Below are 24,910 nucleotides of genomic sequence, written 5' to 3' on the forward strand. Positions count from 1 at the left end.
GCGTACGGCTCCGCGAACCCCCGCGGCCCTTCGCCCATAGAATTTTCGCCATGGGGATAGTCGCCGGGTTGGACAGTTCGCCCGATTTCACTCGCATCGTCGTCTGCGACACGGACACGGGCGCCGTGCTCCGGCAGGGGTATGCCCCCCACCCGGTGGACGGTGACCGCCCCGCCGACGTCGACCCGCAGGCCTGGCTGCTCTCCCTCGGGGAGGCGGCCGGCGGCGGGCTCCTCGAAGGCGTGCAGGCCATCGGCGTGTCGGCGCAGCAGAACGCGGTGATCGCGCTGGACGCGCAGGGCAACACGGTGCGCCCGGCGATGGTCGGCGGCGACAGGCGGACGCAGGTCGCCGCGGCGGATCTGATCGACGCGCTCGGCGGGCGCGAGTCCTGGGCGCAAGCCGTGGGGTCCGTGCCGCAGGCCGCGCAGCCGGTGACCAAGCTGCGCTGGCTCGCCAAGAACGAGCCCGACGCCGCCCTGCGCGCCGCGATCCTGATGCAGGCCCACGACTGGCTGGTGTGGCAGCTGCTCGGGCGGCCCGTACGCAGGACCACCGACCGGGGCGGCGCCTCAGGGACCGGCTACTGGTCGGCGGCCACCGGTTCCTACCGCACCGACCTGGTGGAGCTGGCGCTGGGTCACCAGGTCATGCTGCCCGAGGTGATCGGTCCGGCGGAGGCGGCCGGTACGACTCCGGAGGGGCTGCTGATCTCCGCCGGGACCGGCGGGACCATGGCCGCCGCCTTCGGGCTCGGCATCGGGCTGGGCGACGCGGTCGTCTCGCTGGGTGCCTCGGGGTCCGTGATGGCCGTGCATCCCGAGGCCCTCGTCGACGGCACCGGGATGATCACCGCCCTCGCCGACGCGACCGGCATGCACCTGCCCGTGGTCACCACCCTGAACGCCGTACGGACCCTGCGCGGGACCGCCGAACTGCTCGGCCTGTCGGACCTGGAGAGCCTGTCCGACCTGGCGATGAAGTCGACGCCCGGCTCGCACGGACTGGTGCTGCTGCCGTATCTGGAGGGCGAGCGGACGCCCAGCCTGCCGCACACCGCGGGGACCCTCGCGGGCCTGCGCCGGGAGTCGATGAAGCCCGAGCACCTCGCCCGGGCCGCGTTCGAGGGCATGCTGTGCGGGCTCGCCGACGCACTGGACGTGCTGCGCGGCCGGGGCGTCGACGTACGGCGGATCTTCCTGCTGGGGGCGGCCGCCGAGCTGCCCGCCGTGCAGGCCGCCGCGCCCGCCCTGTTCGGCGCGCAGGTCGTCGTACCGCAGCCCGCGGACTACGCGGCGATCGGTGCCGCACGGCAGGCCGCGTGGGCGCTGGGGGTGTCGCAGGGCGCGCTGGACCCGCGCAATCCGCCGGCCTGGCAGGGCGCGGCCGCGCAGGTGCTGGAGCCCGGTGAGGAGCTGGCGGTCGGGCAGGCGGTGCGGCAGCAGTACGTGTCGGTGCGCGAGCAGACCCATCCCGGGGCGTTCCGGACATAGCGGATCGGCAGCGGAACGTAAGGATCCGGTAGGAGGCCCACCCGGAAGGCCGCATGAGACGCTGCTCTCGGCTTAATCGGTTGAGGTAACGCGGGGGGAATGTTCGACGATGGGGGCCACGGGCAACGAACCCGCCCCCACCGCCGACTCCGAGAGACGCAGCGTGCTCATACGACTTCTACGGACCTATCTCAGGCCGTACAAGAAACCCATCGCCGCGGTGGTGCTGCTGCAGTTCCTGCAGACCTGCGCCACCCTCTACCTGCCGACGCTGAACGCGCACATCATCGACAACGGTGTCGTCAAGGGCGACACCGGCTACATCCTCTCCTTCGGCGCGCTGATGATCGGCATCTCGCTGGCCCAGGTCGTGTGCAACATGGGGGCCGTGTACTACGGCGCCCGGACCGCGGCGGCCGTCGGCCGGGACGTGCGCGCCGCGGTGTTCGACCGGGTGCAGTCCTTCTCCTCGCGGGAGGTCGGCCACTTCGGGGCACCCTCGCTGATCACCCGGACCACCAACGACGTCCAGCAGGTCCAGATGCTGGCCCTGATGACGTTCACGCTGATGGTGTCGGCGCCGATCATGTGCGTGGGCGGCATCGTCCTCGCGCTCGGCCTGGACGTGCCGCTGTCCGCGGTACTGGTCGCCGTGGTGCCGACGCTGGGCATCTGCGTGACGTTGATCGTGCGGCGGCTGCGGCCGCTGTTCCGGGCCATGCAGACCCGCCTGGACACCGTCAACCGAGTACTGCGCGAGCAGATCACCGGCAACCGTGTGATCAGGGCCTTCGTCCGGGACGAGTACGAGAAGGAGCGGTTCGGGAAGGCCAACGGCGATCTCACCGAGATGCAGCTGGCCACCGGCAACATGCTCGCGCTGATGTTTCCGATCGTCATGACGGTGGTGAACCTGTCGTCCATCGCGGTGGTGTGGTTCGGCGCCCACCGCATCGACAGCGGCGGGATGCAGATCGGCGACCTGACCGCCTTCCTCGCCTACCTCATGCAGATCGTGATGTCCGTGATGATGGCCACCTTCATGTTCATGATGGTGCCGCGCGCTGAGGTGTGCGCCGAGCGCATCGAGGAGGTCCTCGGCACGTCGTCGAGCGTGGTCCCGCCGACGGCGCCGGTGGTGGAGCTGCGCAGGCACGGACACCTGGAGATCCGGGGCGCGGGCTTCCGCTACCCGGGCGCCGAGGAGCCGGTGCTCAAGGCCGTCGATCTGGTCGCCCGGCCCGGGGAGGTCACCGCCGTCATCGGCTCGACCGGCAGCGGCAAGTCCACCCTGCTCGGCCTGGTCCCCCGCCTGTTCGACGCGACCGACGGGGAGGTCCTGGTCGACGGCACCGACGTGGCGACCATCGAGCCCAAGCTGCTCGCGAAGACGGTCGGCCTGGTCCCGCAGAAGCCGTACCTGTTCGCGGGGACGGTCGCGACCAACCTGCGCTACGGCAACCCGGACGCCACGGACGAGGAACTGTGGCACGCGCTGGAGGTGGCGCAGGCCAAGGACTTCGTCACCAAGCTGGAGGGCGGGCTGAACGCGCCGATCGCGCAAGGCGGTACGAACGTCTCCGGCGGTCAGCGGCAGCGGCTCGCGATCGCCCGCACACTGGTGCAGCGGCCGGAGATCTACCTCTTCGACGACTCCTTCTCCGCCCTCGACTACGCGACCGACGCGGCCCTGCGCGCGGCGCTCGCCGAGGAGACCGCCGAGGCCACCGTCGTGATCGTCGCCCAGCGCGTGGCGACCATCCGGGACGCCGACCGGATCGTCGTCCTCGACGAGGGACGCGTCGTCGGCACCGGCCGGCACCACGAGCTGATGGCGGACAACGAGACCTACCGGGAGATCGTGCTCTCCCAGCTGACGGAAGCGGAGGCTGCCTGATGGCCGGGCCGATGGCGCGGATGATGGGTCAGGGCGGCGGTCCCGACAGCCGTTCGATGGACTTCAAGGTGTCGGGCCGGCGCCTGATCGCGCAGTTCAAGCCGGAGCGGCTGACGATCTACGTGCTGCTGTGCTGCGTGGTCGTCAGTGTCGGGCTCAACGTGATCGGGCCGAAGATCCTCGGCAAGGCCACCGACCTGGTGTTCGCCGGGATCGTCGGGCGGCAGATGCCGTCGGGTGCCACCAAGGAACAGGTGCTGGACTCCATGCGCGCGCGGGGTCAGGGCCAGGTCGCCGACATGCTGCGCAGCACCGACTTCACGCCGGGCAAGGGCATCGACTTCGACGCGGTGGGCCGCGTCCTGCTGCTCGTGCTGTGCACGTTCGTGGTCGCCGGTCTGCTGATGGCGGTGGCGACCCGGCTGGTGAACCGGGCCGTCAACCGCACGATGTACCGGCTGCGGGAGAACGTGCAGACGAAGCTGTCGCGGCTGCCGCTGTCGTACTTCGACAAGCGGCAGCGCGGCGAGGTGCTCAGCCGGGCCACCAACGACATCGACAACATCGGCCAGACGCTGCAGCAGTCGATGGGCCAGCTCATCAACTCGCTGCTGACCATCATCGGTGTGCTCGCGGTGATGTTCTGGGTGTCGTGGCTGCTGGCGCTGGTGGCCCTGGTGACCGTGCCGCTGTCGTTCGTCGTCGCCACGCGCGTCGGCAAGCGCTCGCAGCCGCACTTCGTGCAGCAGTGGCGCTCCACCGGCAAGCTGAACGCCCATATCGAGGAGATGTACACCGGGCACACCCTGGTGAAGGTGTTCGGGCGGCAGGACGAGTCGGCGCAGCAGTTCGCCGAGCAGAACGAGGCGCTGTACGAGGCCGGGTTCAAGGCGCAGTTCAACAGCGGGATCATGCAGCCGCTGATGATGTTCGTCTCCAACCTCAACTACGTACTCGTGGCGGTGGTCGGTGGTCTGCGGGTCGCCTCGGGCGCCCTGTCCATCGGTGACGTGCAGGCCTTCATCCAGTACTCGCGGCAGTTCTCGATGCCGCTGACGCAGGTCGCGTCCATGGCGAACCTGGTGCAGTCGGGTGTGGCCTCGGCCGAGCGGATCTTCGAACTCCTGGACGCGGAGGAGCAGGAGGCGGATCCGGTCGAGGGCGCCCGGCCCGAGGAGCTGCGGGGACTGGTGGAGCTGCAGAACATCTCCTTCCGCTACGACCCCGAGAAGCCGCTGATCGAGGACCTCTCGCTGAAGGCGGAACCGGGCCACACGGTCGCCATCGTCGGCCCGACCGGCGCCGGCAAGACCACCCTGGTCAACCTGCTCATGCGGTTCTACGACGTCTCCGGCGGCCGCATCACCCTCGACGGCGTGGACGTCGCCACGATGTCCCGGGACGAGCTGCGGGCCCGGATCGGCATGGTGCTGCAGGACACCTGGCTGTTCGGCGGCACGATCGCGGAGAACATCGCGTACGGCGCCTCGCGCGAGGTCACCCGGGGCGAGATCGAGGAGGCGGCGCGGGCCGCGCACGCCGACCGGTTCATCCGTACGCTGCCCGACGGCTACGACACCGTGATCGACGACGAGGGCTCCGGCGTCAGCGCCGGTGAGAAGCAGCTGATCACCATCGCGCGGGCGTTCCTGTCCGACCCGGTGATCCTGGTGCTCGACGAGGCGACCTCGTCGGTCGACACCCGTACCGAGGTGCTGATCCAGAAGGCGATGGCCAAACTCGCCCACGGGCGGACCTCGTTCGTGATCGCGCACCGGCTGTCGACCATCCGGGACGCGGACACGATCCTGGTGATGGAGAACGGCTCGATCGTCGAACAGGGCGCGCACACCGACCTGTTGGCGGCCGACGGGGCCTACGCGCGGCTGTACAAGGCGCAGTTCGCGCAAGCGGTCGCGGAAGTGGACTGACACACCGGGGGCTGGTCCGACCTCGAGGGGCGCGGGGCCGCATCGACATGCGGCTCCGCCGCGTGGGCGCGACCAGCCCCCACACACCCGCACCCGGCATCAATCCAGATAGCCCCGCAGCTGGTCCGCGAAGGCGTGGTCCCGTAGCTTGTTCAGGGTCTTGGACTCGATCTGGCGTATCCGCTCCCGGGTCACCCCGAAGATGCGCCCGATCTCCTCCAGCGTGCGCGGCCGGCCGTCGGCCAGCCCGTACCGCAGCTGTACGACCTTGCGCTCCCGCTCCCCCAGCGTCGACAGCACCGCCTCCAGGTGCTCCCTGAGCAGCAGGAACGCGGCCGACTCCACGGGGCTCGCCGCGTCGCCGTCCTCGATCAGGTCGCCGAGGGCCACGTCGTCCTCCTCGCCCACCGGGGCGTGCAGGGAGACCGGCTCCTGGGCCAGGCGGAGCACCTCGCCGACGCGCTCGGGCGCCAGGTCGAGGTGGGCGGCGACCTCCTCGGGGGTCGGCTCGTAGCCCCGTTCCTGAAGCATCCGGCGCTGGACGCGCACGACGCGGTTGATCAGCTCGACGACGTGGACCGGGACCCGGATGGTGCGGGCCTGGTCGGCCAGCGCCCGGGACATGGCCTGCCGGATCCACCAGGTGGCGTAGGTCGAGAACTTGTACCCGCGGGCGTAGTCGAACTTCTCGACCGCCCTGATCAGGCCGAGGTTCCCCTCCTGGACGAGGTCGAGCATGGTCAGGCCGCGGCCGACGTACCGCTTCGCCACGGACACCACCAGCCGCAGGTTCGCCTCGATGAGGCGGCGCTTGGCCATGCGGCCCATGACGACCAGGCGGTCCAGGTCCAGCGCCAACTCGCTGTCCAGGTCGGGGGTGTTGCTCAGCTTCTCCTCGGCGAACAGGCCGGCCTCGACCCGGCGGGCCAGCTCGACCTCCTCGGCGGCCGTGAGCAGCGGGATGCGGCCGATCTCGCGGAGGTACTGGCGGAACAGGTCCGAGGACGGTCCGCCGGTGTCGGCACGGGCCCGCTCCACGGCGGGCGTCTCCACGGGCTCCGGAGTCTCCGTCTCCAGTGCCTCGGCGGGGGGTTCGGCCGCCTCGGGCGGCCCTTCGGGTTCCACGGGGTCCGCCTCTGGATGGTGCACGACACGGGTCTGCGGGGGGACCGCGACGAGGACGTCGGCCTCCGCGTCCGGCTCCGTGACGTCGTTGCCGGTGTCGGTCTGGGTGAGGGTCTGGGTCTGCACGCGGGCGACCTCCAGGATGATCGCTGCCAGGGGGTGCGGCAGCGGTACTTCGGGGGCGGAGTCGACGGCCTCGCCGCTGTCCGTCCCGTACGCGTTGAGCGGAACCGCGGGGGTCTGTGACCCGTACGGGACGGATCGGCCGCGCTCCGAGGACTCAGGCACCGGAACCCAGTGTGGAGTACGACACATCGTCGCCACGAGGGGCGTGCGGTGACTTTTTGCAATCGGCCCGTGACCGGCCGGTTACCCTGCCGTCCCGATGCCTCAGAGAGCGGCGGCGCCGTGTTCGCGCAGGGCCTGGTCGTACTGCTGGAGGACCCACAACTCGTTCTGTACGGCGGCCAGTTGGGCGGGGTCGCCGGAGGTGCCGAGGCGCGCGAGGGTGGAGGTGATGTCACGGACCCGGCGGTCGACGGCCCGGCGGCGGACGGTGACCAGCTGGGCGCCCGCGTACACCTCGTCGACCGTCTTGCGCATGATCGCCTCCACGGCCAGCTCGGTGACCATGGCGCGCACGGTGTCGTCCGGGGCGGCCTCGCGCACCCTGACCAGGTAGTCCTGTGGGTCCTGTACGCCGTACTCGGCGCCGCCCGCGTCCATGATCGCCTGGCGTACGGCGGCGTAGGGCGCGGCGGTGAACTCGTCGGCGCCGTAGGCGTCGAAGGCCGGGGAGACCAGTTCCGGCCGCTGGAGGGCGAGCTTGAGCAGTTCGCGTTCGGTGGCGTAGACGGGGTTGCGGAGGGTGAGGGCGGGGCCGGAGGCGTTGGGGCGCGGGGCGGCGTCATAGGGCTGCTGCGGGCCGCGGCCACTCGGCGCGGGGCCCTTGCCGCCGCGGTCGCGGGCCCAGCGGGCGAGCTGGGCGACGCGCTTGACGACGAACTGGGTGTCGAGGATGCCGAGCATGCCGGCGAGCTGGACGGCGACCTCGTGCTGGGCACCGCTGTTCTTGATGCGGGCCACGATGGGCGCCGCCTCGTCGAGGGCGGCGGCACGGCCGGCGGGGGTGTCGAGGTCGTAGCGGACGACGATCTGGCGCAGCGCGAACTCGAAGAGCGGGGTGCGGGGTTCGACCAGGTCGGCGACGGCCTCGTCGCCCTTGGCCAGGCGCAGCTCGCAGGGGTCCATGCCGTCCGGCGCGATCGCGATGTAGGTCTCGGCGGCGAACTTCTGGTCGTCCTCGAAGGCCCGCAGGGCCGCCTTCTGGCCGGCCGCGTCGCCGTCGAAGGTGAAGATCACCCGGGCCGAGCCGTTGTCCATCAGCAGCCGGCGCAGGATCTTGATGTGGTCGCCGCCGAAGGCGGTGCCGCAGGTGGCGATGGCCGTGGTCACCCCGGCGAGGTGGCAGGCCATGACGTCGGTGTAGCCCTCGACGACGACGGCGCGGCTGGCCTTGGCGATGTCCTTCTTCGCCAGGTCGATGCCGTACAGGACCTGGGACTTCCGGTAGATCGCCGTGTCGGGGGTGTTGAGGTACTTGGGGCCGTTGTCGGCCTCGTAGAGCTTGCGCGCGCCGAAGCCGACGACGTCTCCGCCGATGTCGCGGATGGGCCACATCAGACGGCCGCGGAAGCGGTCGATGGGGCCGCGGCGGCCCTCCTGGGAGAGGCCGGAGAGGACGAGCTCCTTGTCGGTGAAGCCCTTGCCGCGCAGGAAGCGGGTGAGGTGGTCCCAGCCCTGGGGGCTGTAGCCGACGGAGAAGTGCTGGGCGGCGGCCTGGTCGAAGCCGCGCTCGGCGAGGAAGATCCGGCCGGTGTCGGCCTCGGGGCTGGTGGCGAGCTGTTCGGCGTACCACTCGGCGGCGATCTTGTGCGCCTCGACCAGGCGGATGCGTTCGCCGCGCTGGTGGGAGGGGTTGTAGCCGCCCTCCTCGTAGCGCAGGGTGATGCCGGCCTGGGCGGCCAGGCGCTCGACCGCCTCGGAGAAGGACAGGTGGTCGACCTTCATCACGAACGTGATGGTGTCGCCGCCCTCCTGGCAGCCGAAGCAGTGGAAGAGTCCCTTGCTCGGACTGACCTGGAAGGACGGCGACTTCTCGTCGTGGAACGGGCACAGGCCCTTGAGGTTGCCCCCGCCCGCGTTGCGCAGCTGGAGGTACTCGGACACCACGGCGTCGATCGGGACCGCGTCCCGTACCGCCTTCACGTCCTCGTCGTTGATCCGTCCTGCCACAGGGTGATTCTACGGGTCAGAACTGACACTCCTGGGGCGAGACGGCCCTCGGCCGGGGGTCCGGGGGTTGTCCCCCGGGGGATTGCAGGACGGGGACGGACCGACACTCAAGAGACGAGGCTTTCGAGCGGAACGTGCGGGTCCGCCAGGGAGTCGGAGTTCACCCGGGTCCTGGAACGGATCAGCTTCTGGATGGGGTCCGTGACGTTCCACACGTTCACGTTCATCCCGGCCAGCACCCTGCCGTCCTTGACCCAGAAGGCGATGAACTCGCGCTTGCCGGCGTCTCCCCTGATGACCACTTCGTCGTAGGTGCCGGGGGGCGCCCAGCCGGAGTACTCCATGCCGAGGTCGTACTGGTCGGAGAAGAAGTAGGGCACGCGGTCGTAGGTGATGTCCCGCCCGAGCATCGCCCGGGCCGCGGCGGGCCCGCCGTTGAGGGCGTTGGCCCAGTGCTCGACGCGCAGCCGGGTGCCGAACAGGGCGTGCGGGAAGGAGACGACGTCTCCGGCCGCGTAGATGTCGGGGTCGGAGGTGCGCAGCCGTTCGTCGACGACGACGCCGCCGCCGTACTGCCGGTCGGCGATCTCCAGGCCCGACGCCTCCGCGAGGCCGGTGCGCGGGGCCGCGCCGATCGCGGCGAGGACGTCGTGGGCGGGGTGCTCCTCGCCGTCGTCGGTGCGGGCCGCCAGGACCATGCCGTCCTGGCCGACGATCTCGGTCAGCCGCGCGCCGAAGTGGAAGCGGACGCCGTGCTCGCGGTGCAGCTCGGCGAAGAGGTTGCCGAGCTCGGGCCCGAGGACCGCGTGCAGCGGGGTGGCGTTCGGCTCGACGACGGTGACCTCGGCGCCGTACTCGCGGGCCGCCGCGGCGACCTCCAGGCCGATCCAGCCGGCGCCCGCGATGACGATGTGGCCGTTGTCCCGGCCGAGCGCGGCGAGGACGTGCTTGAGCCGTTCGGCGTGGGCGAGGCGGCGCAGGTGGTGGACGCCCGCGAGGTCGGTGCCGGGGATGTCGAGGCGGCGCGGCTCCGCGCCGGTGGCCAGCAGCAGCTTGTCGTAGTGGACGAGCGTGCCGTCCTCGCCGAAGCGGACCGTCTTCGCCTCGCGGTCGATGGCGTCGACGGTCTCGCCGAGGTGCAGCTCGATGTCGTTGCGCGCGTACCAGGCGGGTTCGTGGACGAAGACGCTGTCGCGCTCCTCCTTGCCCAGCAGGTAGCCCTTGGAGAGCGGGGGACGCTCGTACGGGTGGTCGCGCTCGTCGCAGATCAGTATCACGCGGCCGGTGAAGCCCTCCGCTCGGAGCGTCTCGGCCGCCTTCGCGCCGGCGAGGCCGCCTCCGACGATGACGAATGTCTGATCCGCGTCGACCACTTGATGCCTCCTACGGGGGGTCTGGGGGGTGTCCCACCAGAAAACACTGTGGGTGCCGCCACATGCGAGCGTCCCGCACGGAGCGTGATGGGGGAAGAGGGAGTGGCCCGATCAGGCCACGGAGTGTCACATTCGGGCTCATTCCTCGTCACCCACGCCCCCTCAGTCTCTCGTCTGCCCCGTCAGACGTCCGTGAAGCGACCGGGCCGAGGCGTCGGTGAGGGAGGCGATCTGGTCGACGATCACCCGTTTGCGGGCGCGGTCGTCGCCGGCCTGCTCGAACAGGGACCGGAACTGCGGGTCCAGGCCGTCGGGTGCACGCGCGGTGAACGCCTGCGCGAGTTCGGCCACGACGATCCGCTGGTCGGCGCGCAGCCGCTCCTGTTCGGCGCGCTGCATCACGTAGCGGTGGGCGACGGCCTTGAGGATCGCGCACTCCAGACGGGTCTCGCGCGGTACGACGAGTGCGGCGTCGTACCGGGTGAGCCGGCCCGTGCCGTACGCGGCGCGGGTGGCGGACTCGGCGGCGAGGGCGAAGCGGCCGATGAGCTGGCTGGTGGCGTCCTTGAGACGGGCCTGGGCGACGGCCGTTCCGTCGTAGCCGTGCGGCCACCACTCCTGGTCCTGCAGGCGGTCGAGGGCGGCGGCGAGTTCGGCCGGGTCGGTGTCCGCGGGCACGTAGCGGCCGCGGGCCACCGCGAACACCTCCTGGCGCTCGGGTTCCGCGTGCAGGCAGTCGGGGTCGATGTGCCCGGCGTGCAGGCCGTCCTCGACGTCGTGCACGGAGTACGCCACGTCGTCGGACCAGTCCATGACCTGGGCCTCGAAGGTGGAGCGGGTGCCGGGGGCCTCCTTGCGGACCCAGTCGAAGACGGGGCGGTCGTCCTCGTAGACACCGAACTTGGGCGAGGCGGGGTCGGTGGGGTGGGCGCCCCTGGGCCAGGGGTACTTGGTGGCGGCGTCCAGGGTGGCCCTCGTGAGGTTGAGGCCCACCGAGCCCTCCGGGGTGAAACGCTTGGGCTCGATGCGGGTGAGCAGCCTCAATGACTGCGCGTTGCCCTCGAAGCCGCCGCAGTCGTGGGCGAATTCGTTGAGGGCCTGTTCGCCGTTGTGGCCGAACGGGGGGTGGCCGAGGTCGTGGGAGAGGCAGGCGGCCTCCACCAGGTCGGGGTCGCAGCCGAGGGCCGCGCCGAGTTCGCGGCCGACCTGCGCGCATTCCAGTGAGTGGGTGAGGCGGGTGCGGGGGCTGGCGTCCCAGACCTGGGTACGGGTGCCGGGGGTGACGACCTGGGTCTTGCCGGCGAGCCTTCTGAGTGCGGAGGAGTGCAGTACGCGCGCACGGTCGCGTTGGAAAGCGGTGCGGCCGGGGCGTTTGTCGGGTTCTGGGGCCCAGCGTTCTGTTGCCTGCGCGTCGTACGACATGTCTCGACAGTAAGGGCAGGGACTGACAATTGGGGTGCGCCCAAGCGTTTGCCGGGATCGCTCACATGGCGAGCGCGGGCTGTGCGTGGCTTGTCGCGCCCCGCGGCGGAGCCGCGGATCGACACTGCCCCGCGCCCCTTACGGCGCTGTCGTACCGGTGGAGGAGCAGTTCCGCCATTGCCGGGTGGGTGCCCAGGGGGGCCGAGGCGATCCAGGGGGCCGCCTCCGCGCACTCCGTCGCGAAGCGGCCGGGGGCCGTGAAGTAGGAGGCGACGGCGACCCGGTGACGGCCGCTCGCCGCGAGGGCCCGGATCGCGTCCGGGACCGTCGGGGCCGACGTGGTGGCGTAGGCCGGGACCACCGGGACGCCCAGGCGGTCGGCCAGAAGTTCGGCCGTGCGGCCTGTGTCGACCCTGGACTCGGGGTCGCGGGAGCCCGCGGCGGCCAGGACGACCGCGCTCGCGCGCCGCGTCCCCTCGTCGGCGGGGGCGCGCCAGCCGGCCTCGACGAGGCGGGCGTACAGGGCGTCGACCAGGAGCGGGTGCGGGCCCAGGGCGTCAGCCACGCGCGCGTGCACATCGGAGGCGGCGGCCATCTCGGGGATGTCCCGCTTGATGTGGTAGCCGCGGCTGAGCAGCAGGGGCACGAGGACCGCCTCCCGACCGCCGAGGCCGGCCAGGGTGTCGGGGAGCAGTGGCGCGTTCAGCTCGATGTGGCCCAGGTGGACGGGCAGGCCGGGGCGCCGCTCGCGGACCCGCTCCAGGAGCGCGCGGACGGTGCTCAGGGCCCGCGGGTCGCGGCTGCCGTGCGCCACGACGACCAAGGCGGGCGGGGCCGGGCGGCGCCGGCCGTCCAGGGAGACGAGGCTCAGCTGGCCGGCGAGCCGGCTGCCGATCTGGCTCAGGAGGTGCGCCGTACTGTCCGTCATGCGCCGATCCTCGCCGGGGCAGGTTGCCTCCCCGTTGCCTGGTGATGACGGGCTTTTTCCAGCGGTTCACTGCGGCGGGTGCAGCTCTGTGAGCCGCCACGACCTGCGGTTTCGTCTCGCGGAGTGAACCTGCTCACTTAGGGTTTGCCGAACCGCCGGGCTCGACGGGACGTCTCTGACTGTCGAGAAGCAGGCGGAAGAGGGGGACGTTCGATGCGCAGACCGCGGCTGCCACGCACGCGTACCGGACAGCGGCGGCTAGTGCAGGCCGTGATGGCCGGGTGCGTGCTGGCGCTCCTTCCGATGACGTGGCTGTACGTCTCCACTGCCGGCCGGCTGGGCACGGTCGCGGACGCGCCCCGCACCGAGGTCGCCGTCGTCTTCGGCGCCGGACTGTGGAACGGCGAGCCGTCGCCGTACCTGGCCAACCGGCTCAACGCGGCGGCGAAGCTGTACCGCGAGAACCGCGTCGAGGTGGTCCTCGTCACGGGCGACAACAGCCGCAAGGACTACGACGAGCCCGACGCCATGCGCGCCTACCTGGCCAGGCACGGGGTGCCGGACGGGCGGATCGTCAGCGACTACGCGGGCTTCGACACCTGGGACTCCTGCGTGCGCGCCAAGAAGATCTTCGGCGTGGACCGGGCGGTTCTGATCAGCCAGGGCTTCCACATCCGGCGGGCGGTGGCGCTGTGCGAGGCCGCGGGTGTGTCGTCGTACGGCGTCGGGGTGGACGCGAAACACGACGTGACCTGGTACTACGGGGGCACGCGCGAGGTGTTCGCGGCCGGCAAGGCGGCGCTGGACGCCGTGTTCCATCCCGATCCGCAGTTCCTCGGGCCCAAGGAGAAGGGGGTCGCGCGGGCACTGGCGAGCGCCCGGTGACACGGGGCTCACGCCGGCCGGCGCGGCACGGGGAGGCCGCCGTCCCGTCGGCGTAACAAGGGGCCGCGCCGCACGTAACACGGCCGAAGCACGCTGGCCGGTATGCAGAACACCGTGACGCCCACCCACTGCCCGTACTGCGCCCTGCAGTGCGGGATGAACCTGACGCCCGCCGCGGACGGCACGGTCGAGGTGAGCGAGCGCACGGACTTCCCGGTGAACCGGGGCGCGCTGTGCGGCAAGGGCCGTACCGCGCCGGCCGTGCTCTCGTCCCGAGTGCGCCTGACCTCCCCGTTGGTGCGCTCCGAGGGCACGCTTGTGCCCGCCACCTGGGACGAGGCACTGGACCGGATCGCCGGCCGGCTGCGTCGGACGCGCGTGGAGCACGGGCCGGACGCGGTCGGGGTGTTCGGCGGGGGCGGCCTGACCAACGAGAAGGCGTACACGCTCGGCAAGTTCGCGCGGGTGGTGCTCGGCACCTCCCAGATCGACTACAACGGGCGTTTCTGCATGTCGTCGGCCGCGGCGGCCGGCACGAAGGCGTTCGGGCTGGACCGGGGGCTGCCGTTCCCGCTGGAGGACATACCGAAGACCGGCTGCGTGATCCTGGTCGGGTCGAACCTTGCCGAGACCATGCCGCCGTCGCTCAGGTTCTTCACCGAGCTGAAGGAGAACGGCGGCACGCTGATCGTCGTCGACCCGCGGCGCACCCGGACCGCCGAGCAGGCCGACCTGCACCTGGCCCCGCGGCCGGGAACCGACCTCGCGCTCGCCCTTGGCCTGCTGCACCTGGTCGTCGCCGAGGGCCGGGTCGACGAGGAGTACGTGGCCGGACGCACCGCCGGCTGGGAGGACGCGCGGGCCGCGGCGATGGCGCACTGGCCGGAGTACGTGGAGCGGATCACGGGGGTGTCCGTTCCCCAACTCCGGGAGACCGTACGGCTGTTCTGCGAGCCCGAGCACGCGATGGTGCTGACGGCGCGCGGGCCGGAGCAGCAGTCCAAGGGCACGGACACCGTGAGTGCGTGGATCAACCTGTGCCTGGCGACCGGCCGGGCGGGGCGGCCGCTGAGCGGTTACGGCTGTCTGACCGGGCAGGGCAACGGGCAGGGCGGCCGCGAACACGGCCAGAAGGCCGACCAGTTGCCCGGCTACCGCAAGCTGGACGACCCGGCGGCGCGGCGGCACGTCGCCGAGGTGTGGGGCGTGGACCCGGACAGTCTGCCGGGGCCGGGGCGCAGCGCGTACGAGCTGCTGGACGCCCTGGGGACGGACATCAGGTCGCTGTTGCTGATGGCGTCGAACCCGGTGGTGTCGGCGCCGCACGCCGCGCACGTGGAGGAGCGCCTGAAGTCCCTCGACTTCCTGGCCGTGTGCGACGTGGTCCTGTCGGAGACGGCGGCGCTCGCGGACGTCGTGCTGCCGGTGACGCAGTGGGCGGAGGAGACGGGCACGACGACCAACCTGGAGGGCCGGGTGCTGCTGCGGCGGCGGGCGATCACGCCGCCCGTCGGCGTCCGCAGCGATCTGGAGGTCATGCGCGAACTCGCCGACCGGCTGGGCGTGGAGAAGGGCTTCCCGACCGATCCCGAGGAGGTCTTCGAGGAGTTGCGCCGGGCGAGCGCGGGCGGGCCCGCCGACTACTCCGGGATCACCTACCGCAGGCTGGCGGAGGAGAACGGTGTGTTCTGGCCGTGCCCCCAGGACCTCTCCGGCCAACTCCCGCCGCAGGCAACCGAGGAGGCCCACCCGGGCACCCCCCGTCTCTTCCTCGACCGGTTCGCCACTCCCGACGGACGGGCCCGGTTCGTGCCCGTCTCGCACCGGGCGATCGACGAGGAGCCCGACGACGAGTACCCGGTCCTGCTGACGACCGGCCGGGTGGTGGCGCAGTACCAGTCCGGTGCCCAGACGCGCCGTGTGGACGAGCTGAACGCCGCCGCGCCGGGCCCGTTCGTGGAGCTGCACCCGCGGCTGGCGGCGCGGCTCGGGGCGGCGGAGGGCGATCCGGTGTCGGTGGTGTCGCGGCGCGGGCGCGCCGTCGCCCCGGCCCGCATCACGACCGCCATCCGGCCCGACACGGTCTTCATGCCCTTCCACTGGCCGGGCGAGGGGCGCGCCAACACCCTGACCAACCCGGCGCTGGACCCGACCTCGCGGATGCCGGAGTTCAAGGCGTGCGCGGTGCGGCTGGAGCCGGTCACCTCCGAGGGGAGCTCCTGAGCAGCCAGTCCCCGCTCTCGATGGGCCGCCCCCGGGCCCGCAGGCGTGCGGCGACCGAGTCGGCGGCGACGTACACCCAGGCGCGGACGAGGGTGTCGTCGGCGTCGCGGCGCACCTCGCGTTCGACGCGCTCGTAGAGGTTGCGGGGGTCGCCGGGCGCGTACTCCTCCAGCCGGTCGAGGGCGACGAGCAACTCCGCGTACCGCTCGGGCAACGCGGTCACCAGCTCGCCGCGCACCTCGCCGCCGCCGGGCGCCTCCACGGCGTACGGGTAGCCGGGGCCGTCGTACAGCACCGAACCGGTCAGCCGCCCCGGTTCCTCGGCGCGGGTGCGGCCGCGCAGGAAGTGGTCGTGGTTGACCTCGCCGGGGCGGAGGGTGCCGTAGACGAAGAAGGGCAGCCGGGGGCTCACAAAAACGATTCTCTCTCCACACACACCTCCTCACACGCACTCTTTACGGCTGCCTGTCATGACCCCTTAAATCTTGGTCAACACAGCGCCGACCACCCCCACGCGCCCTCCCGGCGCCCTACCGAGGAGATCGATGAGTCGGATCCGGCTGCACCCCACCACCGCACGCAGGTCCCGTCGTCTCGCCGCCGCCACCGCCGTGGCCGCCACCACCGCCGCCCTGCTGGCCTCCGCGCTCTCCCCCGCCTCGGTCGCCGCCGACCGGCCGACCAGAGCCGGCGCGATCGAGAACGCGGCCTCGGCCCTGCTCGCCCATGCCGCGAGCCTGGGTCTGACGTCCGCCGAGGGCACGTCCGTGCGGGACGTGATCGTCGACGCGGACGGCACGCAGCACGTCCGCTACGACCGCACCTACCGCCAACTGCCTGTTCTGGGCGGCGACTTCGTCGTCCACCTGGCGCCGGACGGGAAGTACCGCAGCGCGAACCGGGCGACGCGGAGCGAGATATCCCTGGTCTCGATCGTGCCCTCCATATCGGCGCCCAAGGCCGCCGACCTCGCGGCGAACGCCCTGCGCGCCGTGAACCTCGGCGAGACCCTGAAGCAGCTGACGGCCAAGCCCCAGCTGGTCGTCGACGCCCTGCACGGCACCCCGAAGCTGGCCTGGCGCACCCAGGTGGCGGCCAAGGACTCGCTGGGCAACCCGGTCGCCCGCACGGTGCTCACGGACGCGAGGACCGGCCGGCAGATCGACGCCTGGGACGACATCGAGACCGCGACGGGCGACGGCAAGTCGCTGTACAGCGGCACGGTTCCGCTGGAGACGACCCTGTCGGGGTCGACGTACCAGCTCAAGGACCCCACCCGCGGGAACACCTACACGGGCGACGCGGCGAACAAGACCGACCTGTGCTTCCTGACGAGCATCTGCATCAGCCGCGCCCCGTCGACGGTGTTCACCGACACCGACAACCACTGGGGCACCGGGGCGACTTCGGACCGCGCGAGCGCCGCGGTCGACGCCCAGTACGGCACGAACGTCACCTGGGACTTCTACAAGAACACCTTCGGCCGCAACGGCATCGGCGGCGACGGCAAGGGCTCCTACAACCGCGTCCACTACGGCAACGCCTACAACAACGCGTTCTGGGACGACAGTTGCTTCTGCATGACCTACGGCGACGGTGACGGCACGACGTTCGGCCCCCTGGTGTCGCTCGACGTCGCCGGCCACGAGATGACCCACGGCGTCACCTCCAAGACGGCCGCCCTGACGTACTCGGGCGAGTCCGGCGGCCTGAACGAGGCGACCTCCGACATCCTGGGCACGCTGGTGGAGTGGTACGCGAACAACGCGTCCGACCCCGGTGACTACCTCATCGGCGAGAAGATCGTGAAGTCCGGCTTCGGCCGGGAGGCGCTGCGGTTCATGGACAAGCCGTCCAAGGACGGCAACTCGGCCGACTCCTGGAGCAGTTCGGTCGGCAACCTCGACGTCCACTACTCCTCCGGGGTCGCCAACCACTTCGCGTACCTGCTCGCGGAGGGCAGCGGCGCGAAGACGATCAACGGGGTCAGCTACAACTCGCCCACCTCCGACGGCTCCACGGTCACCGGGATCGGCCGGGACAAGCTCGGCCGGATCTGGTACCGGGCACTGACGGTCTACATGACGTCGTCGACGAACTACGCGGGCGCGCGGACGGCGACCCTGAACGCGGCCAAGGACCTGTACGGGGCCGGGAGCACCGAGTACAACGCGGTGGCGGCGGCCTGGAGCGCCGTGAACGTGAACTGACCGACCCCGCCCGCGGGTTGCGGCCGCTCCGGTGCTGTCCGACCGGAGCGGCCGTCCCGTCTCCCCGAGTCGCCGCTCAGCCCCCGTACGGCCTGCGCTCCCGTGCCTCCCGCAACCCGCGCGCCCACCAGAGCAGTTGGTCCAGCATCGTCTTCGCCGCCGCGTCCGGACCCGTGGGGTCCTTCGGACGGCCGTCCTCGAAGGCGCCGCCCGCGTTGTGGAAGGAGACGGTGTCCCGCACCGTCACGGCATGGAGCTCGGCGAAGACCTGGCGCAGGTGTTCCACCGCGCGCAGGCCGCCGGAGACGCCGCCGTAGGAGACCAGGGCGACCGGTTTGGCCTGCCATTCCGTGTAGTGCCAGTCGATGAGGTTCTTCAGGGCCGCGGGATAGGAGTGGTTGTACTCGGGGGTGAGGACGACGAAGGCGTCCGCCGCCGCCAGTTTCGGGGTGACAGAGGACAGGGCCGCCGTCGTCGCGGGAGTCCGGGCGAACGTCGTGGGGAGTTCGGCGTCGGCCACGTCCACGACTTCCACGATCAGGTCGTCGCGGTCGCGGAGGCGGGTCAGGAGCCAGTCGGCGACGACCGGGCCGAAGCGGCCGTGCCGGTTGCTGCCGATGACGACGGTGACCTGGAGAGGGGCATCGGGTGTCTGCATGCGGATCAGCCTCGTATCTCAAGCTTGGTTGAGGTCAAGCCCGGCTTCCGCCGGATCCGGGTCACCCGTTCACACGTGCGCTCTGCGCCCTTCGGGTGCTCTTCCGCCGGACCCTCCCCACACGCCGCTGACCTGCTGAGACTCCCGGCGAAGGGGTCGTGGGCGCACACGCCTGACACCCATTCACCCCATTTCTGACGATCCTTCAGCAAGCGCGCTCGCTCCGCTGCCACTTACCTCGGAAGGGCAGAGGACACCAGCAAGAGCTCGGAGGAGCACCGATGCGCCGTACCGCCCGTCTGCTGTCCGCCGCCGCGCTCGCCGTCGCGGCCGCGGGGATCGCCGCGGCGCCCGCCTACGCCGACGACGACGAGGGCGGCCTGGAGGTGTATCCGTCCTCGGCCGAGCCCGGCGGGCAGGTCACCGTGAACACCTCGGCGTGCGACGCCGGTACGGCGGAGGGCGACGCCGGGGCCGTGGGCGCCGGCGCGTTCACGCTCGCGCCCAGCACCCACGAGGGCGAGGCGATCGGACAGTTCCGGGTGCCGCCGAGCGCGCAGCCGGGCACGTACGAGATCGTCGCGAAGTGCGCCGAGGGCGACCGCGAGGCCTCCGGCGACCTGGTGGTCACGCTGTCGCCGGTGCGGGGCCGGGTGCAGCCCCGAGGAAGTGTGAAGACAGGGGTCGGTGGCGTGATGGGCCCCGACCCCGTGCGGACCGCGGCCGGCGTGGCGGCTCTCGCCGTCGCCGCCGCGGGCGGTACCTGGCTCCTGCATCGCCGGGCGAGAGGCGACGGGATCTGACGGACACCCTCCGCTGTCCGTCCGCCGGTACCGCATGCCCCTCCCCCTCCGGGTCCGACGCCCCTCGCGGCCCGGAGGGGGACCGGGGTTCCCCAGCCGTGGCGGGGTCCGTCCGCTCCCAGGCAGGAGGCTCGTGTGCGCAAATTCAGCAATGTCGCCCTGGCGTCCGTGACCGTCGTCTCCCTGTGCACGGGCGCCTGGCTGCTCGGCAACGGCGAGGAGACCCACGCCCCGCCGCAACCCTCCCCGGCCGAGGCCCGCTCGGGCGCCGCCGACCCCCGGTCCGCGCCCGCGCTGCCGCCGTCCCCGCCGGACCGCATCCGCATCCCGTCGATCCGGGTGAACGCCTCTCTCATGGGCCTGGGCCTCACCCGGTCCGGCAGCCTCGGCGTCCCGCCCGCCGGGGAGAAGAACCTCGCCGGCTGGTACGAGGCCGGCACCACCCCCGGCGACACGGGCACGGCGATCGTCGCCGGCCACGTCGACAACGCCGACGGACCCGCCGTCTTCTACGACCTCGGCGCTATGAAGAAGGGCAGCGCCATCGACATCGACCGGCGGGACGGCAGCACCGCCCGGTTCACCGTGGACGCGGTCGAGGTGTACAAGGCGACCGGCTTCCCCGACCAGAAGGTGTACGGCGCGGCCGACCGGCCCGAGCTGCGGGTGATCACCTGCGGCGGGGGCTACTCGCGGTCGACCGGCTACCAGGGCAACGTGGTCGTCTTCGCCCACCTCACGGGCACGCGTCGCTGACCACGGCCGCCACGACGGTCCGCGCGCAGTCCAGGGCCTCGGTGTGCGTGGTGTCCACCTCCAGGTCGTAGACCACACCCTGGTGGACCGCCTCCGCCTGCTTCTCGGCCATGCCCGGGGCCCGGTCGCCGCGGACGATCTCCCGGCCCGCGGCCACGGCCGCCTCGCAGCGCACACCCACCCACAGCACGTCGAGGCCGGCCAGCGGCTCCCGCCACCGGTCCTGGGACGCGGCGCCGCCGAGGAAGACGTCGTCGATGATCACCCGGGCGCCCGCCCGTGCCGTCGCCGCCACCCCCCGCCGCCAGGCCGCCTCCAGCCTGCCGAACTCCCGGCCCACCTGCACCGTGCCGTCCGGCGAGACCAGCGCGGCCTGCAGAGAGGCCGGCATCGCCTCGACCAGGCCGTCGATCCCGAACGCCAGCCACGGCTCGGGCAGCAGCGCCTGCAGGCACCGTACGATCCCCGACTTGCCCGAGCTGGAGCCGCCGTTCAACACGATCACCTCAGTCGCCATGCGGTGACCGTACCGTCCGGCCGCCCACCGCCCGTAGGCAATATCCGCGGCCTCCGGGCGCCACCGCCCCGGCCTCACACCGCGCCCCCGACGTGGGCTCCGAACCCTCACACCCACCCCGCGCCGGTGCTGAGGGCAGCGTTCCTCGCGGGAAACAGACGTGATGCGGTCGGGTAACACCGGCAACGCACGCTCCTGGACATGACCTCGAATACGCGTGTGGTGGTGATCGGCGCCGGGCTCGCGGGCGTCCGGCTCGCCCGGCGGCTCGGTGAGCTCGGCACGCCCGTGACGCTGATCGGCGAGGAGGAGCACCGCCCGTACAACCGGGTGCTGCTCGCCGAGGTGCTGGCCGGGCGCTACAGCCCGGACGTCATCGCGCTGCCCGCGCCCGCGGAGCTGGTCCGCGGCCGGGTCACGGGCATCGACCGCGAGGTGCGAGCCGTACACCTCGCGGACGGCTCGAAGATCGCATACGACACCCTGGTCCTGGCCACCGGCTCGAACCCCGTGCTGCCGCCGCTGCGCGGTCTGTTCACCCCGGATCACGTGCTGCCCGAGGGCGTGCACGCGTTCCGCACCCTGGACGACTGCCTGGGCCTGTCGAAGGCCGTACGGCCGGGGGTGAAGGCGGTCGTCATCGGCGGCGGGCTCCTCGGGGTCTCCGCGGCCCGCGCGCTCGCCCGGCGCGGCGCCCAGGTCGTCCTCGCCCAGCAGTCCGAGCGGCTGATGGAACGTCAGCTCGATCCGGCCGCCTCGAAGCTGGTCCGCCGGCACCTGACCGACCTCGGCGTCGAGGTCCACACCGAGTGCCGGGTGAGGGACGTGCGCTGCGTCGGCGGCGCCGTCCGCTCGGTCGAGATGCACGACGGCTACGCGCTCGACGCCGACCTCGTAGTCCTGGCCTGCGGGGTCCACCCCCGCGTCGGTCTCGCGCAGACCGCCGGCCTGGAGGTCCGCAAGGGCGTCCTCGTCGACGACGAACTGCGCACCTCCGACCCGCACATCCGGGCGATCGGCGACTGCGTCCAGCACGACGGCACGGTGTACGGGCTCGCCACCCCGGCGCTCGAACAGGCCGAGGTGCTGGCCGAGTCGCTGTCCGGGCGCTCCGACGCCCGCTACACCGGCACCCGTTCACTCACCCGGCTCACGCTGGCCGGTGAGGGCTTCTTCGACCTCGCCGCGTTCGGCGAGACGGAGCCGCGTCCCGGGGACGACGTCGTCCAGCTCACGGACGCCACCCGCGGCACCTACCGCAAGGTCGTCGTCCGCGACGACCGCCTGGTCGGCGGGGTCCTCGTCGGCGAACTCGGCACCGTCGGCGCGCTCGCCCGCGCCTGGGAGGGAGCAGAGCCGCTCCCCGACGACGGCCCCCTGCTCCACCTGCTCACCAATGATGGAGGCTCCTGATGACCGCCGCCCTGGAGGCCACCCCCACGATCGTGCTCGTCGGCCACGGCATGGTCGGCCAGCGCTTCCTCGAAGCGCTCGCCGCCCGCGGCCTGACCGCCACGCACCGCGTGGTCGTGCTGTGCGAGGAGCCGCGTCCCGCGTACGACCGCGTCGCCCTCACCTCGTACTTCTCGGGCAAGACGCCCGAGGAACTCTCCGTGACCGACATGGAGTTCATCAACGACCACGGCATCGAGCTGTACGTCGGCGACCCGGCCGAGACGATCGACCGCGAGGCACGGAAGGTCACCGCCCGCTCCGGCAGGGTCTTCGACTACGACACCCTCGTCCTGGCCACCGGCTCCTTCCCCTTCGTGCCGCCGGTGCCGAACAAGGACGCCGAGGGCTGCTTCGTCTACCGCACGATCGAGGACCTGCTCGCGATCGAGGAGTACGCGAAGTCGAGGGCCACGGTCGGCGCCGTGGTCGGCGGCGGCCTGCTGGGCCTGGAGGCGGCCGGCGCCCTGAAGGGCCTCGGACTCACCTCCCACATCGTGGAGTTCGCGCCCCGCCTGATGCCCGTCCAGGTCGACGAGGGCGGCGGCGCGGCCCTGCTGCGCACCATCGAGGAGATGGGCCTGAGCGTCCACACGGGCGTCGGCACGCAGGAGATCGTGGTCGGGGAGGACGGCGCGGTCACCGGCATGAAGCTCTCCGACGGTTCCGAACTCGCCACGGACATGGTGGTGTTCAGCGCCGGTGTCCGCCCTCGCGACCAGCTGGCCCGCGACTGCGGCCTGACCGTCGGCGAACGCGGCGGCATCAGCGTCGACGCGCAGTGCCGCACGGTCTCCGACCCGCGCGTCTTCGCCATCGGCGAGTGCGCGCTGGCCTCCGACGGCCGGGTGTACGGCCTGGTCGCCCCCGGTTACGAGCAGGCCGAGACGGCCGCCGCGACCATCGCCGAGGACGAGGCGTCCTTCACCGGCGCCGACCTCTCGACGAAGCTGAAGCTCCTCGGTGTCGACGTGGCCTCCTTCGGCGACGCGCACGGCACCACCGCCGACTGCCTGGACGTCGTCTACTCCGACTCCCGCGCCGGCCTGTACAAGAAGCTGGTCATCGGCCGCGACGGCACCCTGCTCGGCGGCATCCTGGTCGGCGACGCGGAGGCGTACGGCACGCTGAAGGCGTTCACCGGTTCCGTCCCGCCGGTCAAGCCCGAGTCGCTGGTGCTGCCCGCCGGCGCCGGCGAGTCCGTCCAGCTCGGCCCGACCGCGCTGCCGGACGAGGCGATCATCTGCTCCTGCAACAACGTCACCAAGGGCACGATCCGCGGCGCGGTCACCGAGCACCGGTGCACCACCGTGCCCGAGGTGAAGAAGTGCACCAAGGCCGGTACCACCTGCGGCAGTTGCGTCAAGGTGCTCGGCCAGCTGGTCGACGCCGAGCTGGAGGCGTCCGGCGTCGAGGTCGACAAGGGCCTGTGCGGCTGCTTCGCGCAGACCCGCGAGGAGCTGTACGAGATCGTCCTCGCCCTGCGCATCAACACCTACCAGGACCTGCTGGACCGCTACGGCCGCGACGGCGCCAGGGGCGGCGACGGCTGCGAGGTCTGCAAGCCGGCGGTCGGCTCGATCATCGCCTCCCTCGCCCCGACGATCGGCGCGAGCGGCTACGTCCTGGACGGCGAGCAGGCTGCCCTTCAGGACTCCAACGACCACTTCCTGGCCAACCTGCAGAAGAACGGCTCGTACTCGGTCGTGCCGCGCATCCCCGGCGGTGAGATCACCCCCGAGGGCCTGATCGTGATCGGTGAGATCGCCCGGGACTTCGGCCTCTACACCAAGATCACCGGCGGTCAGCGGATCGACATGTTCGGCGCCCGCGTCGAACAACTCCCACTGATCTGGATGCGGTTGGTGGACGCCGGCTTCGAGTCCGGCCACGCCTACGGCAAGGCGCTGCGCACGGTGAAGTCCTGCGTGGGCTCCACCTGGTGCCGCTACGGCGTCCAGGACTCCGTACGGATGGCCATCGACCTGGAGCTGCGCTACCGGGGGCTGCGCTCACCGCACAAGCTCAAGTCCGCGGTGTCGGGCTGCGCCCGCGAGTGCGCGGAGGCCCAGTCGAAGGACTTCGGCGTCATCGCGACCGCGGGCGGCTGGAACCTGTACGTCGGCGGCAACGGCGGCGCGACGCCGCGCCACGCGGACCTGCTCGCCCAGGACCTCTCCGACGCCGAACTGATCCGTCTGATCGACCGGTTCCTGATGTTCTACATCCGCACCGCCGACCGCCTGGAGCGCACCTCCACCTGGCTGGAGCGCATCCCCGGCGGCCTGGACCACGTCCGTGACGTGGTGGTGGAGGACTCCCTCGGCATCTGCGAGGAGCTGGAGTCCCTGATGGCGGCGCACGTGGCGAACTACGCCGACGAGTGGGCCACCACCATCAACGACCCCGAGAAGCTCGCCCGGTTCGTGTCCTTCGTCAACGCGCCGGACACCCCCGACCCGGTCGTCGGCTTCGTCCCCGAACGCGACCAGATCAAGCCCGACCTGCCGCTGCTGTCCATCGGCATGCGCCCCGCTGAAGACGTCCTGGAAGGAAGCGCCCAGCGATGACCCTGGCACCCGAGACCACCGACCTGAAGATCCAACTGCAGCTGGAGGAGGGCTGGTTGACGGTCTGCGACCTGACCCAGCTGGTCCCCGGCCGGGGCGTGGCCGCGCTCCTGCCGGACGGCCGCCAGGCCGCCCTGTTCCGCGACCGCAACGGCGAGCTGTACGCCGTGGACAACCGCGACCCCTTCGGCGGCGCGGCGGTCCTCTCCCGCGGCCTGACCGGCACCCACCAGGGCCGCCCGTTCGTCGCCTCGCCCCTGCTGAAGCAGCGCTTCGACCTGGCCAGCGGGCAGTGCCTGGACGACGAGACGGTACGGATCACCACGTACGAGGTCCGGGCCGCGTAGCCGCAGAAGCCGCATTCTTGACCGA

General features: G+C 71.8%; 19 protein-coding genes. 11 read left to right on the forward strand and 8 right to left on the reverse strand.

Going from position 1 to position 24,910, the window contains the following annotated elements:
- The first annotated feature begins 50 nt into the window (after nucleotides 1-50).
- The 3 genes from FBY22_RS33980 to FBY22_RS33990 all read left to right on the forward strand — a co-directional run bounded on the left by FBY22_RS33980 (nucleotide 51) and on the right by FBY22_RS33990 (nucleotide 5,321).
- Nucleotides 51-1,493, forward strand: coding sequence for an FGGY family carbohydrate kinase (locus FBY22_RS33980; protein WP_142151805.1), 1,443 nt, complete (start codon nucleotides 51-53; stop codon nucleotides 1,491-1,493).
- Nucleotides 1,494-1,656: 163 nt separating this feature from the next.
- Nucleotides 1,657-3,390 carry an ABC transporter ATP-binding protein gene (locus FBY22_RS33985; RefSeq protein ID WP_142152608.1) on the forward strand — a complete coding sequence of 578 codons (1,734 nt, stop codon included), beginning with the start codon at nucleotides 1,657-1,659 and terminating at the stop codon, nucleotides 3,388-3,390.
- A complete protein-coding gene (locus FBY22_RS33990) occupies nucleotides 3,390-5,321 on the forward strand; it encodes an ABC transporter ATP-binding protein (RefSeq protein ID WP_142151806.1) in 1,932 nt (643 codons plus the stop codon). The genes FBY22_RS33985 and FBY22_RS33990 overlap by 1 nt, the downstream gene beginning before the upstream one ends.
- Before the next feature lie 99 nt (nucleotides 5,322-5,420).
- Here FBY22_RS33990 and FBY22_RS33995 read toward each other — a convergent pair whose 3' ends face one another.
- From FBY22_RS33995 to FBY22_RS34015, 5 genes are all read right to left on the reverse strand, one after another.
- Nucleotides 5,421-6,734, reverse strand: a complete 1,314-nt coding sequence (locus FBY22_RS33995; RefSeq protein ID WP_142151807.1) for an RNA polymerase sigma factor — start codon at nucleotides 6,732-6,734, stop codon at nucleotides 5,421-5,423.
- A 102-nt stretch (nucleotides 6,735-6,836) separates the two neighbouring features.
- Complete coding sequence (gene dnaG / locus FBY22_RS34000; protein WP_142151808.1) at nucleotides 6,837-8,741, reverse strand: DNA primase; 1,905 nt, start codon at nucleotides 8,739-8,741, stop codon at nucleotides 6,837-6,839.
- A 107-nt stretch (nucleotides 8,742-8,848) separates the two neighbouring features.
- On the reverse strand, nucleotides 8,849-10,114 hold the full coding sequence (locus FBY22_RS34005; RefSeq protein WP_142151809.1) for an NAD(P)/FAD-dependent oxidoreductase: 1,266 nt from the start codon (nucleotides 10,112-10,114) through the stop codon (nucleotides 8,849-8,851).
- Nucleotides 10,115-10,276: 162 nt separating this feature from the next.
- The gene (locus FBY22_RS34010) at nucleotides 10,277-11,536 is read right to left on the reverse strand and encodes a deoxyguanosinetriphosphate triphosphohydrolase (RefSeq protein ID WP_142151810.1); all 1,260 of its coding nucleotides are present in this window, start codon (nucleotides 11,534-11,536) and stop codon (nucleotides 10,277-10,279) included.
- A 61-nt stretch (nucleotides 11,537-11,597) separates the two neighbouring features.
- Nucleotides 11,598-12,464: a sirohydrochlorin chelatase gene (locus FBY22_RS34015; protein ID WP_142151811.1), complete on the reverse strand. Its 867-nt coding sequence runs from the start codon at nucleotides 12,462-12,464 to the stop codon at nucleotides 11,598-11,600.
- A 213-nt stretch (nucleotides 12,465-12,677) separates the two neighbouring features.
- Between FBY22_RS34015 and FBY22_RS34020 the strand changes: the two genes are divergently transcribed.
- Together FBY22_RS34020 and FBY22_RS34025 are read left to right on the forward strand one after the other, a co-directional pair.
- Nucleotides 12,678-13,349 carry a vancomycin high temperature exclusion protein gene (locus FBY22_RS34020; protein ID WP_142151812.1) on the forward strand — a complete coding sequence of 224 codons (672 nt, stop codon included), beginning with the start codon at nucleotides 12,678-12,680 and terminating at the stop codon, nucleotides 13,347-13,349.
- 102 nt (nucleotides 13,350-13,451) lie between these two features.
- Nucleotides 13,452-15,572, forward strand: a complete 2,121-nt coding sequence (locus tag FBY22_RS34025; protein ID WP_142151813.1) for a molybdopterin oxidoreductase family protein — start codon at nucleotides 13,452-13,454, stop codon at nucleotides 15,570-15,572.
- Here FBY22_RS34025 and FBY22_RS34030 read toward each other — a convergent pair.
- Nucleotides 15,550-15,984: a gamma-glutamylcyclotransferase family protein gene (locus tag FBY22_RS34030; RefSeq protein ID WP_399212307.1), complete on the reverse strand. Its 435-nt coding sequence runs from the start codon at nucleotides 15,982-15,984 to the stop codon at nucleotides 15,550-15,552. The genes FBY22_RS34025 and FBY22_RS34030 overlap by 23 nt on opposite strands.
- Before the next feature lie 133 nt (nucleotides 15,985-16,117).
- Between FBY22_RS34030 and FBY22_RS34035 the strand changes: the two genes are divergently transcribed.
- On the forward strand, nucleotides 16,118-17,782 hold the full coding sequence (locus FBY22_RS34035; RefSeq protein ID WP_142151814.1) for a M4 family metallopeptidase: 1,665 nt from the start codon (nucleotides 16,118-16,120) through the stop codon (nucleotides 17,780-17,782).
- 76 nt (nucleotides 17,783-17,858) lie between these two features.
- Here the strand turns inward: FBY22_RS34035 and FBY22_RS34040 are convergent, their stop codons facing one another.
- Nucleotides 17,859-18,440 carry an NADPH-dependent FMN reductase gene (locus FBY22_RS34040; RefSeq protein WP_142151815.1) on the reverse strand — a complete coding sequence of 194 codons (582 nt, stop codon included), beginning with the start codon at nucleotides 18,438-18,440 and terminating at the stop codon, nucleotides 17,859-17,861.
- Between the two features lie 281 nt (nucleotides 18,441-18,721).
- Between FBY22_RS34040 and FBY22_RS34045 the strand changes: the two genes are divergently transcribed.
- The gene (locus FBY22_RS34045; protein WP_142151816.1) at nucleotides 18,722-19,243 is read left to right on the forward strand and encodes a hypothetical protein; all 522 of its coding nucleotides are present in this window, start codon (nucleotides 18,722-18,724) and stop codon (nucleotides 19,241-19,243) included.
- A 135-nt stretch (nucleotides 19,244-19,378) separates the two neighbouring features.
- Nucleotides 19,379-19,999: a class F sortase gene (locus tag FBY22_RS34050; protein ID WP_142151817.1), complete on the forward strand. Its 621-nt coding sequence runs from the start codon at nucleotides 19,379-19,381 to the stop codon at nucleotides 19,997-19,999.
- Here the strand turns inward: FBY22_RS34050 and cpt are convergent.
- On the reverse strand, nucleotides 19,980-20,516 hold the full coding sequence (cpt, locus tag FBY22_RS34055) for a chloramphenicol phosphotransferase CPT (protein WP_142151818.1): 537 nt from the start codon (nucleotides 20,514-20,516) through the stop codon (nucleotides 19,980-19,982). The genes FBY22_RS34050 and cpt overlap by 20 nt on opposite strands.
- Before the next feature lie 201 nt (nucleotides 20,517-20,717).
- On the opposite strand from cpt, the gene FBY22_RS34060 reads away from it, so the two are divergent.
- From FBY22_RS34060 to nirD, 3 genes are read left to right on the forward strand one after another with little or no spacing between them, the layout of a single operon-like run.
- Nucleotides 20,718-21,929 (forward strand): NAD(P)/FAD-dependent oxidoreductase, encoded by a 1,212-nt coding sequence (locus tag FBY22_RS34060; RefSeq protein WP_142151819.1) that lies wholly within the window; start codon nucleotides 20,718-20,720, stop codon nucleotides 21,927-21,929.
- Nucleotides 21,929-24,538, forward strand: a complete 2,610-nt coding sequence (nirB, locus tag FBY22_RS34065) for a nitrite reductase large subunit NirB (protein WP_142151820.1) — start codon at nucleotides 21,929-21,931, stop codon at nucleotides 24,536-24,538. The genes FBY22_RS34060 and nirB overlap by 1 nt, the downstream gene beginning before the upstream one ends.
- Nucleotides 24,535-24,885, forward strand: a complete 351-nt coding sequence (nirD, locus tag FBY22_RS34070) for a nitrite reductase small subunit NirD (protein ID WP_142151821.1) — start codon at nucleotides 24,535-24,537, stop codon at nucleotides 24,883-24,885. The genes nirB and nirD overlap by 4 nt, the downstream gene beginning before the upstream one ends.
- Nucleotides 24,886-24,910 lie beyond the last annotated feature (25 nt).

It is taken from the genome of Streptomyces sp. SLBN-31, from assembly GCF_006715395.1.
In the GTDB taxonomy this organism is placed as follows: domain Bacteria; phylum Actinomycetota; class Actinomycetes; order Streptomycetales; family Streptomycetaceae; genus Streptomyces.

Bases quoted from the DNA above. Each gene is read 5' to 3' on its own strand.
- FBY22_RS33980 (WP_142151805.1), top strand. From the start codon at position 51: ATGGGGATAGTCGCCGGGTTGGACAGTTCGCCCGATTTCACTCGCATC.
- FBY22_RS33990 (WP_142151806.1), top strand. From the start codon at position 3,390: ATGGCCGGGCCGATGGCGCGGATGATGGGTCAGGGCGGCGGTCCCGAC.
- FBY22_RS34010 (WP_142151810.1), bottom strand. From the start codon at position 11,536: ATGTCGTACGACGCGCAGGCAACAGAACGCTGGGCCCCAGAACCCGAC.
- FBY22_RS34015 (WP_142151811.1), bottom strand. From the start codon at position 12,464: ATGACGGACAGTACGGCGCACCTCCTGAGCCAGATCGGCAGCCGGCTC.
- FBY22_RS34020 (WP_142151812.1), top strand. From the start codon at position 12,678: ATGCGCAGACCGCGGCTGCCACGCACGCGTACCGGACAGCGGCGGCTA.
- FBY22_RS34025 (WP_142151813.1), top strand. From the start codon at position 13,452: ATGCAGAACACCGTGACGCCCACCCACTGCCCGTACTGCGCCCTGCAG.
- FBY22_RS34035 (WP_142151814.1), top strand. From the start codon at position 16,118: ATGAGTCGGATCCGGCTGCACCCCACCACCGCACGCAGGTCCCGTCGT.
- FBY22_RS34040 (WP_142151815.1), bottom strand. From the start codon at position 18,440: ATGCAGACACCCGATGCCCCTCTCCAGGTCACCGTCGTCATCGGCAGC.
- FBY22_RS34045 (WP_142151816.1), top strand. From the start codon at position 18,722: ATGCGCCGTACCGCCCGTCTGCTGTCCGCCGCCGCGCTCGCCGTCGCG.
- cpt (WP_142151818.1), bottom strand. From the start codon at position 20,516: ATGGCGACTGAGGTGATCGTGTTGAACGGCGGCTCCAGCTCGGGCAAG.
- FBY22_RS34060 (WP_142151819.1), top strand. From the start codon at position 20,718: ATGACCTCGAATACGCGTGTGGTGGTGATCGGCGCCGGGCTCGCGGGC.
- nirB (WP_142151820.1), top strand. From the start codon at position 21,929: ATGACCGCCGCCCTGGAGGCCACCCCCACGATCGTGCTCGTCGGCCAC.
- nirD (WP_142151821.1), top strand. From the start codon at position 24,535: ATGACCCTGGCACCCGAGACCACCGACCTGAAGATCCAACTGCAGCTG.